A 15,380-nucleotide genomic window follows, 5' to 3' on the forward strand; every position below is an offset into this window, starting at 1 on the left:
CGTGCAGCGACGAACAACGGCTGGCGCACTGATCATCACTCGTCCGCGCCGTCGCCTGGGTCACACGGTCACACCCGGTCCATCCTAGGCCGAGTACATGAGATCCCGGCGCGGGTTCGCGACGGACGAACGGTCAAGGGCCCGGGTCGGCCCCGGTCCCGGCCGCCGGCCCGGCCCCGCGCCCGGGGGCGAGATCGCTCACCGCCCGGTCGGCCAGCTCCGCCCCCGCAGCGCCGTACAGGTGGAACACGGCGTCCGCGCCGTGCCGGCGCAGCTCGGCCACGTCCTCGTCGAACCGGGCGATCGCCGCCACCCGGCCGTCGAACCCCGCCGCACGCAGGCGCGAGAGGGCGATGAGGTTCGCGTTGTGGAACGGCATCGCGAGCACGGCCAGCCGCACCCGGCCGGCGTGCTTGACCCGCGCCCAGAACTCGGTGTCCGTCGCATCCGCGGAGATCACGTCGACGTCCTCCGCGCGCAGCGTCTGCACGCGGGTCCGGTCGTGCTCCACGCCGATCACCGTGAGCCCGTACGCGTCGCGCAACCGGCGGTAGGTCGCCGAGCCGACCCGGCCGAGGCCCAGCACCACGGCGTCCGCCTCGCCCACGTCCACGGGCCGGTCGTCGGGATGCAGCCGCGCGACGTCGCGTCGGGGCAGCAGACCGGTCAGCCGGGAGGCGAGCTCGACGCCGCGACGGTTGACCACCGAGGAGATGACGAAGCTCCCCGCGACGGCCAGCGACACGATCACGGTCCACTCCTCGTCGAGCAGCCCGGCGGAGGCGCCGAACGCGACCACGATGATGCCGAACTCGGAGAAGTTGCCCAGCGCGAGGCCGGCGAGGAACGACGTACGCCGCCGCAGGCGCATGAGCCACAAGAGCATGGCGTACACCGCGACCTGTAGCGGCAGCATCAGCAGGAGCAGCGCCGCGAGGGCGACGTCGAAGCCGCCGGGGATGCCGTGCAGCCCGATCTGGAGGAAGAACGCCACCAGCGCGAGGTCCTTGACCGTCAACAGGGAGCGGGAGAGCTCCGTGGCCCGCGGGTGCCCGGCGAGCAGCGCCCCCATGACCAGCGCCCCCAGGTCCCCCGACAGTCCGACGACCTCGAACAGCCAGAAGCCGGGCACCAGGGCGACGAACGCCCCGAACAGCGCCTGCAGCTCGCCGTGCCCGGCACGGTCCCACACCCGGCGCAGCAGCCATGCGGCGGGCACGAGCGCGACCAGCGCGAGCGCCCACGGGCTGGGCGGCTCCCCCGTCGACACCGCGAGGAAGACCACCGCGACGACGTCCTGCACCACGAGCACGCCCACGGCGATGCGCCCGTAGAGCGCCGTGGTGTCCGACCGGTCCTCGAGCACCTTGACGACGAACACCGTCGACGAGAACGACAGCGCGAGGCCGACCAGCGCCAACGACCCGAGCGACTCGTCGGCGAGCATGCCGAGCCCCACCACGGCCAGCAGCCCGAGGAACCCGACCGCCACCGCGACGCTCAGGACCAGGTGCACCACCGTGGTGAGCCAGACCTCCGGGCGCAGCAGGGACCGGGCGTCGAGCTTCAGCCCGATCGCGAACAGCAGCAGCGCCACCCCGAGCTCAGCGACCATCTCCAGCCCGGGCAGCTCGGCGGCACCCGACGCCCCGAGCACGAAGCCGGCGGCGAGGAAGCCGACCAGCGGCGGCAGCCGCACGAGCGTCGCCCCCAGGCCGCCGACCAGCGCGGCGGCAAGGTACAGCACTGCCGTGGGCATCGGCGCTCCTGATCTGCTTCCTGACGGGCTCGGGCCCGACCTGCTCTGGACGGGTGTCGCGGCGATCCTACGAGGGCGCCGGGCGCCCAGCAGGTTCAGGCGGCACGCAGCGCGCCTTCCAGGGCGGGCGCCAGCACCCCGAAGGGAGCCACCGCCGTGGCCTCCAGGCCGAGCCAGCCCGCGAGGACGTCGAGCTCCGCGCCGAGGGCGGCGGCGGTGTCCGGGCCCGCGTGGGCGGTGGGGTGGGCCGCCTGGACGCGCAGCACGCCGGCCTGGCGGTCCGCCTTGAGGTCGACGAACGCCGTGATCGCGTCCCCCTCGAGGAACGGCAGCGCGTAGTAGCCGAGCACCCGCTTCGGCGCCGGCACGTAGATCTCGATCCGGTAGTAGACGTCGAAGAGCGCCTCGAGGCGCCGCCGCTCCCACACGAGCGGGTCGAACGGGCTGAGCAGCGTGCACGCCTCGGCCCGGCGCGGGAGCGACGCGTCCCGGTGCCGGTAGGTGCGCTCGTCCCAGCCACGGACCTCGACGGGCACCAGCGTGCCCTCCTCGACCAGCTCGGCGTGGGCGCGGCGGACCGCCGGGCCGCGCAGGCGGAAGTAGTCGGCGAAGCAGCGCAGGGTGCCCACGCCGTGCGCGCGGGCGCCGAGCTCGAGCAGCCGGCGCACGGCGTCGTCGTCGGGCACGGGCGCCTGGGCCCGGACGGCGGGCGGCAGCACCCGCTCGGGCAGGTCGTAGCAGCGCTCGAACGCGGAGTTGCGGCGCGCCGACATGACCTCGCCCGTGAAGAACAGGAACTCGAGGCAACGCTTGGCCATCGTCCAGTTCCAGCCCCACTCCTCGCGGGAGCGCGGCCCGGAATGCCCGGCCGCCACGAGCTCGTCGTGGATCTCCCGGGCGGTCACGGGCCCGCGCTCGGCGACGAGGTGGCGCACGACGTCGAGCTCGGCGGCGTGCGCGAGAGCCGCGCCGGCGATCGTGCCCCAGGCCTCGTCCAGGTAGTTGCGCCGACGCCACTCGAGCAGCGGGTACGTCTGGGCGGGCACGAACGACGCGACGTGCGCCCACGTCTCGACGATCCGCCGGGGCGCACGCCCGGACGCCCGGTCGAGCAGGCCCACGTCGTACGGCCCGAGCCGCGAGTACAGCGGCACGAGGTGAGCGCGCGCCAGCACGTTGACCGAGTCGATCTGCAGCAGGTTCAGCCGCTCCACGGCCGCCATCGCGCGCCGCATCGTCACGCCGCCGTCAGCACCGGCAGCAGCACCAGCAGCAGCGGCGCCGTCGGCCAAGCCCCTCGGAGTACCGGGCCGCGGCCGATGCAGGCCCTGGGCCCCGAGTGCGACGCGGCGGGCCTGCGCGAGCGAGAGGGAGTCCACCCGAGCATCGTGCCCGCCACCACCGACAGCTCCTCGCGGGTCGAGCCTGCCGAGACCCGATGAGGACTTGCTCCGCGGGGACGTATCACTCCCGAAGTGGAGGGCGCCCGTGAACGCGTCCCCGCGGAGAAAGTCCCGACCAGCTCGGCCGCACCGTGGTCTCGACAAGCTCGACCGACGAAGGTCTCGACATGCTCGACCAGCGAGCTATGACGTCACGTCAGCTCGGTCACCGGCTCCACTCCCCCGACGGTCGAGTCCAGCTCGATCACGCCGTACGTCCAGCCCCTGCGCCGGTAGACGGCCGAGGGGCGCGCGGTCTCCTTGTCGATGAAGAGGAAGAAGTCGTGACCCACCATCTCCATCTGGTAGACCGCGTCGTCGACGGTCATCGGCTCCGCGTGGTGGAGCTTGCGCCGGATGACCACCGGCGAGTCGCCGAGCTGCTGCTCGACCGCGTCGCCGGGCTCGGCGAGAGCGACGGGCGCCGCCTGCGTGGCGGGCTCGGCCGCGACCGCGTCGTAGGGGCGGACGTCGACGGACGGGAGGACGCCGTTCGCGCGGCGGCGGTGGTCCTTGCGGCGGTCGCGCGCTCGGCGCAACCGTTCCGTGAGCTTGTCCAACGCCATGTCGAGGGCTCCGAACCGGTCGTCCGCTGCGGCCTCCGCACGGATCACCGGCCCCTTGTCACGGACGGTGAGCTCCACCCGCTCCCGGACCTCGGAGAGCCGCGGGTTGTTCTCGCGCGTCACCTCCACATCCACCCGACGGGCGGCCGGTGCGAGCTGGGTGACCTTGCTCAGCTTGTCCTCCACGTGACGGCGGAACCGGTCCGCCACCTCCGTGTGCCTGCCGACGACGACGATCTCCATCGTGTTTGCTCCACTTCGTCGTGAGGCCACCCTCGCGAGCGGCCCGAGTTCTGGTCGGGGCACCCCGTGGGGCGCCTTGTACGGCACCACCTCCCGGGTCGCCGGACCCTCGGTCCGGACCGCTCATGGGTCGTACGGACTCCTCGCCCCGGATCTCCGCCGAGGCACCTCGCCCGCGTGGGAACCCCCAGGTTAACCCCGCGCGCCCCCCTGGGACACCGATGACGAGGTGCGCGGTGACGTGAGTTCTCGCGCAGGTCTCGTGACGGTTCCGGGCGGTGGTGTCGCGGCCACCACCAGCGCGCCGACGACGTCGGCACCGGCCGCCTCGAGCGCGCGTTCGGCGGCCGCGAGCGTGGCGCCGGTGGTCACCACGTCGTCCACCAGGACGCACGCCGGACCGGCCCCTGCGGGGGTCGCCCGGGCCAGGACCCGGGGTCGCACGACCACAGCGCCGGAGAGGTTCCGGGCCCTGTCGCGCGCGCCGAGCCCCACCTGGTCGCGACCGCGGCCGCGGCGGGCGAGGGCGGGCGCCACGACGGCAGGGACGCCGCCGTCCCGCAGGCCGTGGGCGACAGCGCGCGCGAGCACCCGCACGTGCTCGCGACCCCGCGCCCGGGTCGCCGCCGCCGTGGACGGCGCCGGCACGACCAGCACGGGCCCGGCACGGCACGCCGCCGCGACCGGGCCGGCCATGCTCCGGGCGGCACTCCGCGCCGGCGGGCCGAGCAGCCCGTCCAGGTCGACACGGCCGCGGTCCTTCCACGCGACCACTACCTCCCGCACCGCGCCGGCGTACGTCGCCAGCGCCCACACGGGCAGGGGCGGCACACCGTCGAGCCGGTCGAGGCGGGGCGCCGACCCCTCGACCCGCCGAGGTGCCGACGACAGGAGCGCGGCGCACCGCCCACACCAGCGCACGTCGGGCAGCCCGCAGCCGGGGCAGGAGACCGGCACGACGAGGCGGCCGAGGTCGCGGAGCCACCCCCCGACCACCTGGGCCGCCACACCGATCGCGGCCATGGCGGGGGTGAGGGCGCGTGTCGTCATGCCCGCAGGGTGCCGCAGGAGGTCCCGCCGCGTCGCGCGCGCCGCCCGGGGTGTGGACGGCGCCACCCTGGGGGCAGCCTCGGCCCGGGCAGATCCCGCGCGACCAGCCCCGCACGACCAGACCAGCGGCGTCAGCCCGGGAAGGCGGCGAGGTCCACGTTCTCGGAGACGACCGACCACAGGGCGGAGCCCTGCCGGGAGTACAGGGTGCCGCCATCGTCGAGGGCGAGCAGCGCGCCCGTGCCGGCGGCCACGGAGGCCGTCACCCAGATCGGGTCGGGGACGCCGGCCAGCGCACGGGACAGCCCGCCCTGCCCGGCCAGGCCACCGACGCCGGCGAGGAACACGGCAGCGTCACCGTCGTCCTCCTGCCCCACCATCGCGAGGGCCGCGTCCTCCTCCCACACCGCCTGTGTCACCTGGCGCACGGAGGCGGCCACCTGCACCGGCGCCGACAGACCGGTCGGGGCACGGTCGGCGTCGCGCACGACGCCTGCCACGTGCACGAGCCGCCCGCTCGGACCGGAGCTGACGATCGCCACCCGCGCCCCCTCCGGCGACACCCGCACCGACCGGATCGTGCGAGACGACAGCCAGTCGATGTCGAGCGACAGCACCTCGCCCGAGGCGAGCGCCACGAGCAGCGTCGATCCGCGCGCGCTCCAGGCCGCGCCGAACCGGTCCACCGACGGGGCGACGAGGTCCTCGCCCGACAGGAGGACCTGGGGCGCGCCGTCGCCCGAGACGCGCACGATCCGGTCCGACCCGTCCCGCACCACGACGGGCTGGTTCCCGGGCCCCGAGGCGATGGCGGTCGGGTCGAGACCGGCGAGCGACACCGGCTCCTCGAGCTCGGCCAGGGCGCGGCCCACGACCCGCTGCACCTGGCCGCCCGCCACCGCGAGCGCGTCGCCCGAGGTGTGCGGCATGGACACGGTGTCCGCGGCCGTCGTCGTCAGCGGCGTGGTCCGGTCGGACAGCACGACGGTGCGCCCCTCCCCCTCGGCGAGGGTCTCCTGGAGCTGGGCGACGGCGAGCGCCCGCTGCTCGGCCGTGGCCTGCGTGATCGCGGACGTCAGGCTCACGTCGATGGTGCCGTCGTCGGCGACGGTCACGGCGTCGATCGCGAGGCTGGTGCCCTCGGGGATGACGGTGGTGGTCGAGTCCTCCAGCCACTCGGGCGGGCCCGCGAGGATCTCGCTCGTCGCGTCGGTGCGCCACGTCTGGCGCGGGAACCAGCGCCGGTCGGGCACCCACCAGGTGAGGTCCGGCGTCGGGAAGTACAGCCGGGTGGGGTGGAACGCCTGCCCGAAGAACGCCGTCGAGAGCATCAGGCCGTCGTCGAGCTGCGCGACGCGCCACTCGCCGCCCGTCTGCCGTGTCAGGCCGAAGGGGATCTCGATGGTGCTGGGATTGGCCTCCTCCGTGTACATGCCGCGCTCGTCGAGCGTCGCGACGACGGTCGCGGAGGCCGTGACGGTCGTCTCCGTCGCGTCGTCCGGCACGTCACCGGGGTCCAGCTGCGGGTCCTCGTCGAGCACGAGCACGCGCGTGTACCGGTCCCAGCCCTCCCACGCCTGCTCCGTCAGGTACTCCTTCGCGACGTTGAACGACGCGGCGTCCGTGGGGCCCACCTGGGCGGTGCTGAGGAATCCCTGGACGATCTGGTCGGGGCTGGCGCCCGCGGTCGGGCCGGCCGGGATGTACCCGATCTCGCTCACGTTCTCGAGCTCCGCGTCCCCGTCGCGCACCGCGCCGGTCATCGGGATCCGCGCGCACGCGGCCGACCCGCCGAGCACCAGCAGCACCGCCAGCAGCGCGGCGGTCGGGCGGGCGCGGCGGCGGCCGGCCGGGTTCTTCGCCGTCGTCGTCATCGCGCCTCCTCGTCGATGTCGGTCTCGGTGTCGGTATCGGCGTCCGTCCTCGTACCGGTCTCGGCCCCGGGGACGGCGGGCGGCGCCGGCTCGAGGTCGTCGACGACGCCGAGCTCCGGGATGGCGGTGGGCGTCGGCCCTGTCGGCGGGTTGACCACCGGGAGCTGCCCCGTCGGCGGCGCGGCGACGCCCTTCGACGGGCCCTCGATCGGCAACGGGGAGCGCTCCAGCCGGATCCCCGCACGCCGCGGCAGCGTGAGGCGGAAGCTCGCGCCCTCCCCCGGACGGCCCCAGGCCTCGAGCCAGCCCGCGTGCAGCCGCGCGTCCTCGAGCGAGATCGCGAGGCCGAGGCCGGTGCCCCCGGTGGTGCGGGCGCGGGCCGGGTCGGCGCGCCAGAACCGGCGGAATACCCGCTCGATCTCGTCGTGCGCCAGCCCGACGCCGTGGTCACGCACGACGACGGCCACGGCGCCCGCGTCGAGACCGACCGTGACCTCCACCGGCTGGCCCTCCGCGTGCTCGATCGCGTTGACGATGAGGTTGCGCACGATGCGCTCGACCCGGCGCGGGTCGACGTCGGCCGTCGCGGGCTCGTCCGGGAGCGTCACGGACAGAAAGACGTGCCTGCTCTCGGCGAGCGGCAGCGAGGTCTCCGCGACCGTGGCCACGAGGCCGCGCAGGTCCCGCTGCTCGACGTCGAGCACCGCGGCCCCGGCATCGAACCGGCTGATCTCCAGCAGGTCGGTGAGCAGGATCTCGAAGCGGTCCAGCTGCGTCTGAAGCAGCTCGGCGGAGCGGCGCGCGGCGGGGTCCAGCTCGTCCCGCGACGCATGGATCACCTCGCCCGCCATGCGGATCGTGGTCAGCGGCGTGCGCAGCTCGTGGGAGACGTCGGAGACGAAGCGGCGCTGCGCGGCCGATAGCTCCTCCATCCGCGCGATCTGGTCCTCGAGGTTGGCGGCCATCTCGTTGAACGTGCGGGTCAGCGTCGCCATCTCGTCATGCCCCTTGGCCACCGGCATGCGCTCGTCGAGGTGGCCGTCGGCCAGCCGCGACGCGACGGTCGCCGCGCGGCGTACGGGCGCGACCGTCTGGCGGGTGACCACCCAGGTGAGCACCCCCAGCAGCGCGAGGATCGCCAGCGCCCCGATGGCGAGGGTGCGCTGCACGAACGACAGCGTCTCCTGCTCCGCCTGGAGGGAGTAGACCGCGTACAGCTCGTACGTGCCGATCGACGGGACCTCGACGGTGGAGCCGACGATGACGCCCGGCTCCGGCGACTCGGAGTCCGTGTACTCGGCGGGGATCTGCACCGACTGCAGCACCTGCCCGTCGGAGGCGCGCGTGGCGGTGCGCAGCTCGGGGCTGATGATGCTCCGGAGCCCGATCTGCGTGCCGGGGTCCAGCAGGCGCTGCGGCTGGTCGGGGGCACTGAGCAGCAGGAAGTCCTGAGCGCTGGACGCGCCGGCGGCCAACGTCTGCACCATGGAGGTCAGCAGCAGCTGCAGGTCCGAGCGCGACGTCGCGGGCGAGGACGCGAACGCCGTGCGCACCTGCTCGGTCATCGCCGCGTTCTCGCGCTCGATGCGGTCGAGCCGCTGCTCGAAGAGACCGTCACGGATCGAGATCGACAGGTACAGCCCGAGCAGCGCCACCGCCACCACGCCCAGGGCGAGGGCCGACGTGACCACCCGCAGCTGCAAAGACGACCGCCAGCGGCGGACGAGGTAGCGGACCCGCGCGACGGCCCGGGCGCGCCACCGGCGCCACGCCCTGCGGACGCGACGCGCGGCGGGCTCAGCGGGGGGCACCGGCCTTGTAACCCACGCCCCGCACGGTCAGCACGACCGTGGGGTTCTCGGGGTCGCGCTCCACCTTCGAGCGCAGCCGCTGGACGTGCACGTTGACCAGGCGGGTGTCGGCGCTGTGCCGGTAGCCCCAGACCTTCTCCAGGAGCACCTCGCGGGTGAAGACCTGCCAGGGCTTGCGGGCCAGGGCCACCAGGAGGTCGAACTCCAGCGGGGTGAGGCTGATGCGCTCGCCGTCGCGCACCACGTTGTGCCCGGTGACGTCGATCTCGACGTCACCCACGCGCAGCCGCTCGGGCCCGGGCTCGTCGGTGCGGCGCAGGCGCGCCCGGATGCGGGCGACCAGCTCCTTGGGCTTGAACGGCTTGGTGACGTAGTCGTCGGCGCCGGACTCGAGGCCGAGCACGATGTCGACCGTGTCCGTCTTGGCGGTGAGCATGATGATCGGCACGCCGGACTCGCCGCGGATCTCGCGGGCGACCTCGATACCGTCCTTGCCCGGGAGCATCAGGTCGAGCAGGACGAGGTCGGGCTGCTCGTCGCGGAAGGCCGCCAGCGCACCGTCGCCGTCCGCGACGAAGGTCGGCTCGAAGCCCTCCGAACGCAGGACGATGCCGATCATCTCGGACAGGGCGGTGTCATCGTCGACCACCAGGACACGGGACTTCATGGGCACAGTCTGCCAGGCCGGGCGGGTCGTTCTGTGGATCGCCACGTGAGGGACCGCCACCGGCGTACTAGGGTCGGTGCGACCGGCGTCACGTCGGCCACCGCCCAGCCGCCACCATTCACTCCCTCCACCCCACCCCACCCCGTCCGTCGACGCCGCGCCGACACGACCCGACCGCCCAGCAGCCCGGGAGGCCGCGATGACCCCGCCCGACCAGCCCCAGCCTCCGTCCGGCTGGGGCGAAGCCCCTGAGCCCCCGCGGTACGGCCAGTACGCCCCCGGCGGCGCCCCGCAGCCCGGCGATCCGCAGTACGGGCAGCAGTACGGGCAGCAGTACGGGCAGGGCGGGCCCACCCCCTACGGGCAGTCGCCCTACGGCCCCGCGACGAGCAAGCCCGGTATCGTGCCGCTGCGCCCGCTCACGCTCGGCGAGATCTACGACGGCGCGTTCACCGCGATCCGGCACAACCCCAAGGTGATGCTCGGCACCGCCACGCTGGTGCTGCTCGTCGCGACCGTGCTCGGCGTGCTCGTCGCCCAGCTCCTGGTCCCGTCGCTCTCGTCGACGTTCGCCTCGCTGGCCGACGTGGACCCCGAGATCAGCGAGCTCGGCCTCGACTCCCTGTACGCCCAGCTCCTCGCGACCTCGCTCGGCACGACGGCGACGATGCTGCTCGCCCAGCCGGTGGTGGAGGGCATCCTCACCGTGTCGGTCAGCCAGTCGGTGATCGGGCGCAAGCTGAGCGTGGGCGAGGTCTGGTCCCGCCTGCGCCCCCGCGTCGGGGTGCTGATCGGCTGGGCCGTGCTGCGCACGCTGGGCGCCCTCGCGGTCTTCGCCGTGTGGATCACGCTGTTCGTGATGGTCCTGGTGCTGCTCGGCGACTTCTCCGCGGGCGCCGCGGCAGGAGTCAGCGTGCTCCTCTTCGCGGCGTTCTTCGCCGCGCTGGTGTGGCTGGGCGTGCGTGTCGGGCTGGTCGCCCCCGCGCTCGCGCTCGAGGGGCGTCGCCTCGGCACCACGCTCGCCCGGGCCTGGCGCCTGACCCGCGGGTCGTTCTGGCGCCTCTTCGGCATCTACCTGCTCGCGTCCGTCATCGTCGGCATCGCCTCCAACATCATCACGTACCCGATCGCCATCATCGCCGGCCTTGCGGGCGGGGCGGGCGGGAACTCGCAGACCATGGGGCTGTCGATGGTGATCGCCACGGTGCTCACCACCATCATCGCCACGGCGATCACCACGATCTTCCTCGCGAGCGTCGTCGCGCTGCTGTACGTGGACGTGCGCATGCGCCGTGAGGGCCTCGACGTGCAGCTCGCCGCCGCGGCCCAGGCGCCGGAGGGTGGGCAGCCCGGGGCCCGCCCCGGCACGCTCGCGTGATCGGCGCGTCGACGGCGCTGCACAGGGCCCTGGCGGTCCTGCCCGTCGGCGTGCCCGTGGACCCCGATCGGGAGACGGCGCACCGCTGGCTCCTCGAGGAGCTCTCCCGGCCGGAGTACTCCACGTCCCCGACCCTGCTGGAGCGCCTGCTGCGGTGGTTCGGCGGCCTCTTCGACGGTCTGACGCTCGGCGAGGGCCGGTTCCCGCTCGCGCTGGTGATCGTCGTCGTCCTGGTGGTCGTGGCGGCCGTGGCGTGGTGGGTGGCCGGTCCCGTCCGGCTCACCCGGCGGGGGCGGCGGTCGGCCGTCGTGCTCGAGGACGACGAGCGCTCCGCCGCCGAGCTGCGCGCCGCCGCCGACGCGGCGTCCGCCCGGGGAGACTGGTCCGCGGCGGTGCTCGACCGCTTCCGCGCCCTCGTGCGGTCGCTCGAGGAACGCGCCGTGCTCGACGAGCGCCCGGGGCGGACCGCGCAGGAGGCCTCGACGGACGCGGCCCTGCGGCTCCCGGCCGTCGCCGCGGACCTCCACCGGGCGGCCGGACTGTTCGACGACGTCTGCTACGGCACGCTGCCGGCTCGCCCCGAGGACGACCGCCAGCTGCGCGCCCTCGACGAGCGCATGCAGGGCACGCGGCCCGAGCCCCTCGCGGCGGCGGGACGGCCGGGCGGGGGGGCGGGCGCATGAGCGTCGAGACGCCGCCCGGCGCCCCCGCCCCCGTCTCCCCCGGCGTGGACCCGTCCCGCGACACGGTCACGCTGTCCGGAGTCATGGGCGACGGCACCACCGCGGGCGGCCGGGCGGCGAGCCGCTGGCGCCGCGCCCGATGGGCGGTGCTGGTGATCGGCGCGATCGTGCTCGTGGTGGCGATCCTCGCCGTGTTCCGACCCACGTCGTCGAGCACGCCGTACGCCCCTGACAACGCCGGCCCCGACGGCGCCCGCGCCGTCGCGCAGGTACTCGAGCGGCAGGGGGTGGTCGTCGACCACGTCACGCGGGTGGACGACGCCCTCGCCGCCGCCGGGCCCGGCACCACCCTGCTCGTGACGCCGGCACCGTACCTGCTCCCCGAGCAGGCGGACGCGCTGGCGGCGTCGGACGCCGACCTGGTGCTCCTGAGCGCGGACGACTACCTGGTCGGCACCGCGACCGACGGCGCCGTGGGCCGCTCCCCCGTGGGCGCGGACGCCGCGAGCCCGGTCGAGCCCGGCTGCGACCTGCCCGTGGCGCGGGCGGCGGGCCCGCTGCGGCTCGCCGCCGGCCTGAGCGCCGAGCCGGACGCCGGCGCCGGGCGCGACGTCACGCTCTGCTGGACGGGGCAGGAGGGCGCGGCGCTCGCGCAGGTGACGGACACGCCGGGCACGCCGGGCACGGAGTCGGGACGACGGGTGACCGCCGTCGACGACACCTCGTTCGTCGTCAACGACACCGTGCTCGACGACGGGAACGCCGCCCTCGCGCTGGGGCTGCTCGGCGCGCACGAGAGGCTCGTGTGGCTGGTGCAGGATCCGCTGGACACCAGCGTCTCGGGCGGCGACGCCCCCGCGCCGGCCGGGGCGGTACTGCCCCCGTGGGCCGGCGTCGTCGGGCTCTGGGCGTTGCTCGTCGTGGTGGTCGCCGCGATGTGGCGGGCCCGACGGCTCGGCCCGCTGATGGCCGAGGACCTGCCCGTGGTGGTCCGCGCCGCCGAGACCACCCGCGGCCGCGGGCGCCTCTACCGGCGGGCGCGATCCCGGGGCCACGCGGCCGCCGGTCTGCGCGCCACCACGGCGGAGAACGTCGCGCGCCGGCTCGGCGTCCCCCGCTCCGCGGACCCGACGACCCTCACCGACGCCGTCTCGCGCGCCACCGGCCGCGGCCCGCACGACGTGGCCGACCTGCTGTACGGCCCACCACCCACCGACGACGACGCGCTGGCCCAGCTCGCGCGCCGGCTCGACATCCTGGAGAGCGAGGTCCACCGATCGTGACGACCCCCGACGAGAACCCGCAGGTCCCACCCACCCCGGTGGTTGAGTCTGTCGACACCGCGCCGAGCAACGAGCATCGGGTCTCGACCAGCTCGACCGGCGGATCGGACGACGCCCCGTCGCGCGCGCTGCGCGGCTCGCTCGCGGCCGTGCGCACCGAGGTCGGCAAGGCCGTGGTCGGCCAGGACTCGGCGGTCACGAGCCTGCTCATCGCGCTGCTGTGCTCCGGGCACGTGCTGCTCGAGGGCGTGCCCGGCGTCGCGAAGACGCTGCTGGTGCGGGCGCTCGGGGCGTCGCTCGACCTGTCCACCAAGCGCGTCCAGTTCACCCCGGACCTCATGCCGGGCGATGTCACCGGCTCCCTGGTCTACGACGCCCGGACGGCGGAGTTCTCGTTCCGCGAGGGCCCGGTCTTCACGAACCTGCTGCTCGCGGACGAGATCAACCGAACGCCGCCCAAGACGCAGGCGTCGCTCCTGGAGGCTATGGAGGAGCGGCAGGTGTCGGTGGACGGTACCCCGCGCCCCCTGCCGGAGCCGTTCGTGGTCATCGCGACGCAGAACCCCGTGGAGCACGAGGGCACGTATCCCCTGCCGGAAGCCCAGCTCGACCGCTTCCTGCTCAAGGTGGTGCTGCCCGTGCCGGAGCGCGACAAGGAGATCGAGGTGCTGGCCCGCCACGCCGCGGGGTTCGACCCGCGCGACCTGGAGGCCGCCGGCGTGCGCGCGGTCGCCGGGGCCGCGGAGCTCGCCGCGGCCCGCGCCGAGGTGCGGCGCGTCCAGGTGGCGCCCGAGGTGCTCGGGTACACCGTGGACCTGTGCCGCGCCACCCGCCGCTCGCCCTCGCTGTCGCTCGGCGTCTCCCCGCGCGGCGCGACCGCGCTGCTGGCGACGTCCCGCGCGTGGGCGTGGCTTTCCGGGCGGCCGTACGTCACCCCCGACGACGTCAAGGCCCTGGCGCACCCGACACTGCGGCACCGCGTCCAGCTGCGGCCGGAGGCCGAGCTGGAGGGCGTCACGGCGGAGAGCGTGCTGACCACCGTCCTCGCGACCGTTCCCGTCCCCCGCTGAGCGGCCGGCGACAAGGATGCCGACAGCCGGCGTTGACGGGGTGGTGAGATGGCGCTGACGTGGCGTGCCGTCGTCCTGGCGGCGCTCGGGGTGGTGCCGGTGGCGCTGTTCCCGGTGCCGGGGACGGTCGTGCTGTGGGCGCTGGTCGTGGGGGCGGTGTGTGCCGTGGACGTCGCCCTCGCCGCGTCCCCGCGCGAGGTCGCGATCCAGCGCCGGGTGCCCCGGTCGGTGCGGCTGGGGACCACCGCCCGCTCCGAGCTGGTGCTCACGAACACGGCCCGCCGGCGGCTGCGCGCTGTCGTGCGCGACGCATGGCCGCCGTCGTTCGTGGTCGATGCCCCCGTTCGCACCGACGGCGCCGCGGCCGGCGAGCCGCTCGTGGCCCGCTCGGCCCGGCACGACGTCGACCTGCCCGCGGGCGAGTCCGTCCGCGTCCGGACGCCGCTGCGACCCACCCGGCGCGGCGACCGCACCTCCGGGCCCGTGACGATCCGGTCGTTCGGGCCCCTGCGCGTCGCCGGTCGCCAGGCCTCGATCCCCGTCCCCGGCCACCTGCGGGTGCTGCCCGAGTTCGCCAGCCGGCGGCACCTGCCGTCGCGGCTGGCCCGGCTGCGGGAGATGGACGGGCGGGCCACGGTGCAGGTACGCGGCGAGGGCACGGAGTTCGACTCGCTGCGCGAGTACGTGGTGGGCGACGACGTGCGCTCGATCGACTGGCGGGCCACCGCGCGCCGCGGCGACGTCGTCGTGCGCACGTGGCGGCCCGAGCGCGACCGGCGGGTGGTGATCGTGCTCGACACCGGGCGTACGTCCGCTGCGCGGATCGGCACCGGCACCCCGGGCGCCCTCGACCCGGCCACCGGCGCCGGCACCGACGGCACCGCGGAAGCCGAGTCCCCGGAGTCCACGCTCGGCGGCACCCGGCTGGAGGCGAGCATCGAGGCAGCCCTGCTGCTGGGAGCACTGGCCGACCGTGCGGGCGACCGCGTCCAGGTGCTCGCCTACGACCGCGTGCTGCGTGCCCGCGTCGCCGGGGCGTCGGGGCCGCGCCTGCTCCCGGCCCTCGCCGAGTCGCTCGCGGTCGTCGAGCCCGCGCTGCTGGAGACGGACTGGCCGGGGCTGGTGGGCCAGGTGCGCAGCCGCGTCTCGCAGCGGTCGCTCGTCGTGCTGCTGACCGCTCTCGACCCGGCGGCCGTCGAGACGGGCCTGCTGCCCGTGATCGACCGTCTGTCCGGCACGCACCAGGTGGTCGTCGCGGCGGTGGCCGACGCGGACGCCGCGCGGCTGCGTTCCGACCGCTCGTCGTCGGCCGCCGTCTACGACGCCGCCGCGGCGGCCCGCGCGGACCTGGAGCGCTCCGCCGTCTCCACCGTCCTGCGCCAGCATGGCGCAGAGGTCGTCGAGGCCCTACCCGACGACCTCGCCCCCCGGCTCGCCGACACCTACCTCGCCCTCAAGGCCGCCGGCCGGCTCTGACGAATCCGCGTCGGTCGAGCCTTCGAGACCACGAACCGGGTTTCGACAAGCTCGACGACACCTCGTCGGTCGAGCCCG

12 protein-coding genes are annotated in these 15,380 nt (G+C 75.0%); 5 read left to right on the top strand and 7 right to left on the bottom strand.

Annotated features, from left to right (window positions below):
- Window positions 1–133: 133 nt before the first annotated feature.
- The 7 genes from AC1C2V_RS01940 to mtrA all read right to left on the bottom strand — a co-directional run bounded on the left by AC1C2V_RS01940 (window position 134) and on the right by mtrA (window position 9,412).
- Window positions 134–1,759: a cation:proton antiporter domain-containing protein gene (locus AC1C2V_RS01940; RefSeq protein ID WP_495387878.1), complete on the bottom strand. Its 1,626-nt coding sequence runs from the start codon at window positions 1,757–1,759 to the stop codon at window positions 134–136.
- 95 nt (window positions 1,760–1,854) lie between these two features.
- The gene (locus AC1C2V_RS01945; protein WP_495387879.1) at window positions 1,855–3,138 is read right to left on the bottom strand and encodes a winged helix-turn-helix domain-containing protein; all 1,284 of its coding nucleotides are present in this window, start codon (window positions 3,136–3,138) and stop codon (window positions 1,855–1,857) included.
- Between the two features lie 215 nt (window positions 3,139–3,353).
- Window positions 3,354–4,010, bottom strand: coding sequence for a ribosome hibernation-promoting factor, HPF/YfiA family (gene hpf / locus AC1C2V_RS01950; RefSeq protein ID WP_495387880.1), 657 nt, complete (start codon window positions 4,008–4,010; stop codon window positions 3,354–3,356).
- Window positions 4,011–4,202: 192 nt separating this feature from the next.
- Window positions 4,203–5,060, bottom strand: coding sequence for a ComF family protein (locus AC1C2V_RS01955; protein ID WP_495387881.1), 858 nt, complete (start codon window positions 5,058–5,060; stop codon window positions 4,203–4,205).
- Window positions 5,061–5,191: 131 nt separating this feature from the next.
- A complete protein-coding gene (locus tag AC1C2V_RS01960) occupies window positions 5,192–6,934 on the bottom strand; it encodes an LpqB family beta-propeller domain-containing protein (protein WP_495387882.1) in 1,743 nt (580 codons plus the stop codon).
- Window positions 6,931–8,745, bottom strand: a complete 1,815-nt coding sequence (gene mtrB, locus AC1C2V_RS01965; RefSeq protein WP_495387883.1) for an MtrAB system histidine kinase MtrB — start codon at window positions 8,743–8,745, stop codon at window positions 6,931–6,933. The genes AC1C2V_RS01960 and mtrB overlap by 4 nt, the downstream gene beginning before the upstream one ends.
- Window positions 8,732–9,412: an MtrAB system response regulator MtrA gene (gene mtrA / locus AC1C2V_RS01970; RefSeq protein WP_495387884.1), complete on the bottom strand. Its 681-nt coding sequence runs from the start codon at window positions 9,410–9,412 to the stop codon at window positions 8,732–8,734. Before mtrA ends, mtrB begins: the two co-directional genes overlap by 14 nt.
- A 199-nt stretch (window positions 9,413–9,611) precedes the next feature.
- Here mtrA and AC1C2V_RS01975 point away from each other — a divergent pair, with 199 nt between their 5' ends.
- From AC1C2V_RS01975 to AC1C2V_RS01995, 5 genes are read left to right on the top strand one after another with little or no spacing between them, the layout of a single operon-like run.
- Window positions 9,612–10,790: a glycerophosphoryl diester phosphodiesterase membrane domain-containing protein gene (locus AC1C2V_RS01975; protein WP_495387885.1), complete on the top strand. Its 1,179-nt coding sequence runs from the start codon at window positions 9,612–9,614 to the stop codon at window positions 10,788–10,790.
- Window positions 10,787–11,473 (top strand): DUF4129 domain-containing protein, encoded by a 687-nt coding sequence (locus AC1C2V_RS01980; RefSeq protein WP_495387886.1) that lies wholly within the window; start codon window positions 10,787–10,789, stop codon window positions 11,471–11,473. The genes AC1C2V_RS01975 and AC1C2V_RS01980 overlap by 4 nt, the downstream gene beginning before the upstream one ends.
- A complete protein-coding gene (locus AC1C2V_RS01985) occupies window positions 11,470–12,756 on the top strand; it encodes a DUF4350 domain-containing protein (RefSeq protein ID WP_495387887.1) in 1,287 nt (428 codons plus the stop codon). The genes AC1C2V_RS01980 and AC1C2V_RS01985 overlap by 4 nt, the downstream gene beginning before the upstream one ends.
- Window positions 12,750–13,826: an AAA family ATPase gene (locus tag AC1C2V_RS01990; protein WP_495388433.1), complete on the top strand. Its 1,077-nt coding sequence runs from the start codon at window positions 12,750–12,752 to the stop codon at window positions 13,824–13,826. The genes AC1C2V_RS01985 and AC1C2V_RS01990 overlap by 7 nt, the downstream gene beginning before the upstream one ends.
- Before the next feature lie 48 nt (window positions 13,827–13,874).
- Entirely contained in the window at window positions 13,875–15,302 is a 1,428-nt protein-coding gene (locus tag AC1C2V_RS01995) for a DUF58 domain-containing protein (RefSeq protein WP_495387888.1), read from the top strand.
- Window positions 15,303–15,380: the final 78 nt, after the last annotated feature.

This window comes from Isoptericola sp. Y541 (genome assembly GCF_059445465.1).

Bases quoted from the DNA above. Each gene is read 5' to 3' on its own strand.
- AC1C2V_RS01940 (WP_495387878.1), bottom strand. From the start codon at position 1,759: ATGCCCACGGCAGTGCTGTACCTTGCCGCCGCGCTGGTCGGCGGCCTG.
- hpf (WP_495387880.1), bottom strand. From the start codon at position 4,010: ATGGAGATCGTCGTCGTCGGCAGGCACACGGAGGTGGCGGACCGGTTC.
- AC1C2V_RS01955 (WP_495387881.1), bottom strand. From the start codon at position 5,060: ATGACGACACGCGCCCTCACCCCCGCCATGGCCGCGATCGGTGTGGCG.
- AC1C2V_RS01960 (WP_495387882.1), bottom strand. From the start codon at position 6,934: ATGACGACGACGGCGAAGAACCCGGCCGGCCGCCGCCGCGCCCGCCCG.
- mtrA (WP_495387884.1), bottom strand. From the start codon at position 9,412: ATGAAGTCCCGTGTCCTGGTGGTCGACGATGACACCGCCCTGTCCGAG.
- AC1C2V_RS01975 (WP_495387885.1), top strand. From the start codon at position 9,612: ATGACCCCGCCCGACCAGCCCCAGCCTCCGTCCGGCTGGGGCGAAGCC.
- AC1C2V_RS01985 (WP_495387887.1), top strand. From the start codon at position 11,470: ATGAGCGTCGAGACGCCGCCCGGCGCCCCCGCCCCCGTCTCCCCCGGC.
- AC1C2V_RS01995 (WP_495387888.1), top strand. From the start codon at position 13,875: ATGGCGCTGACGTGGCGTGCCGTCGTCCTGGCGGCGCTCGGGGTGGTG.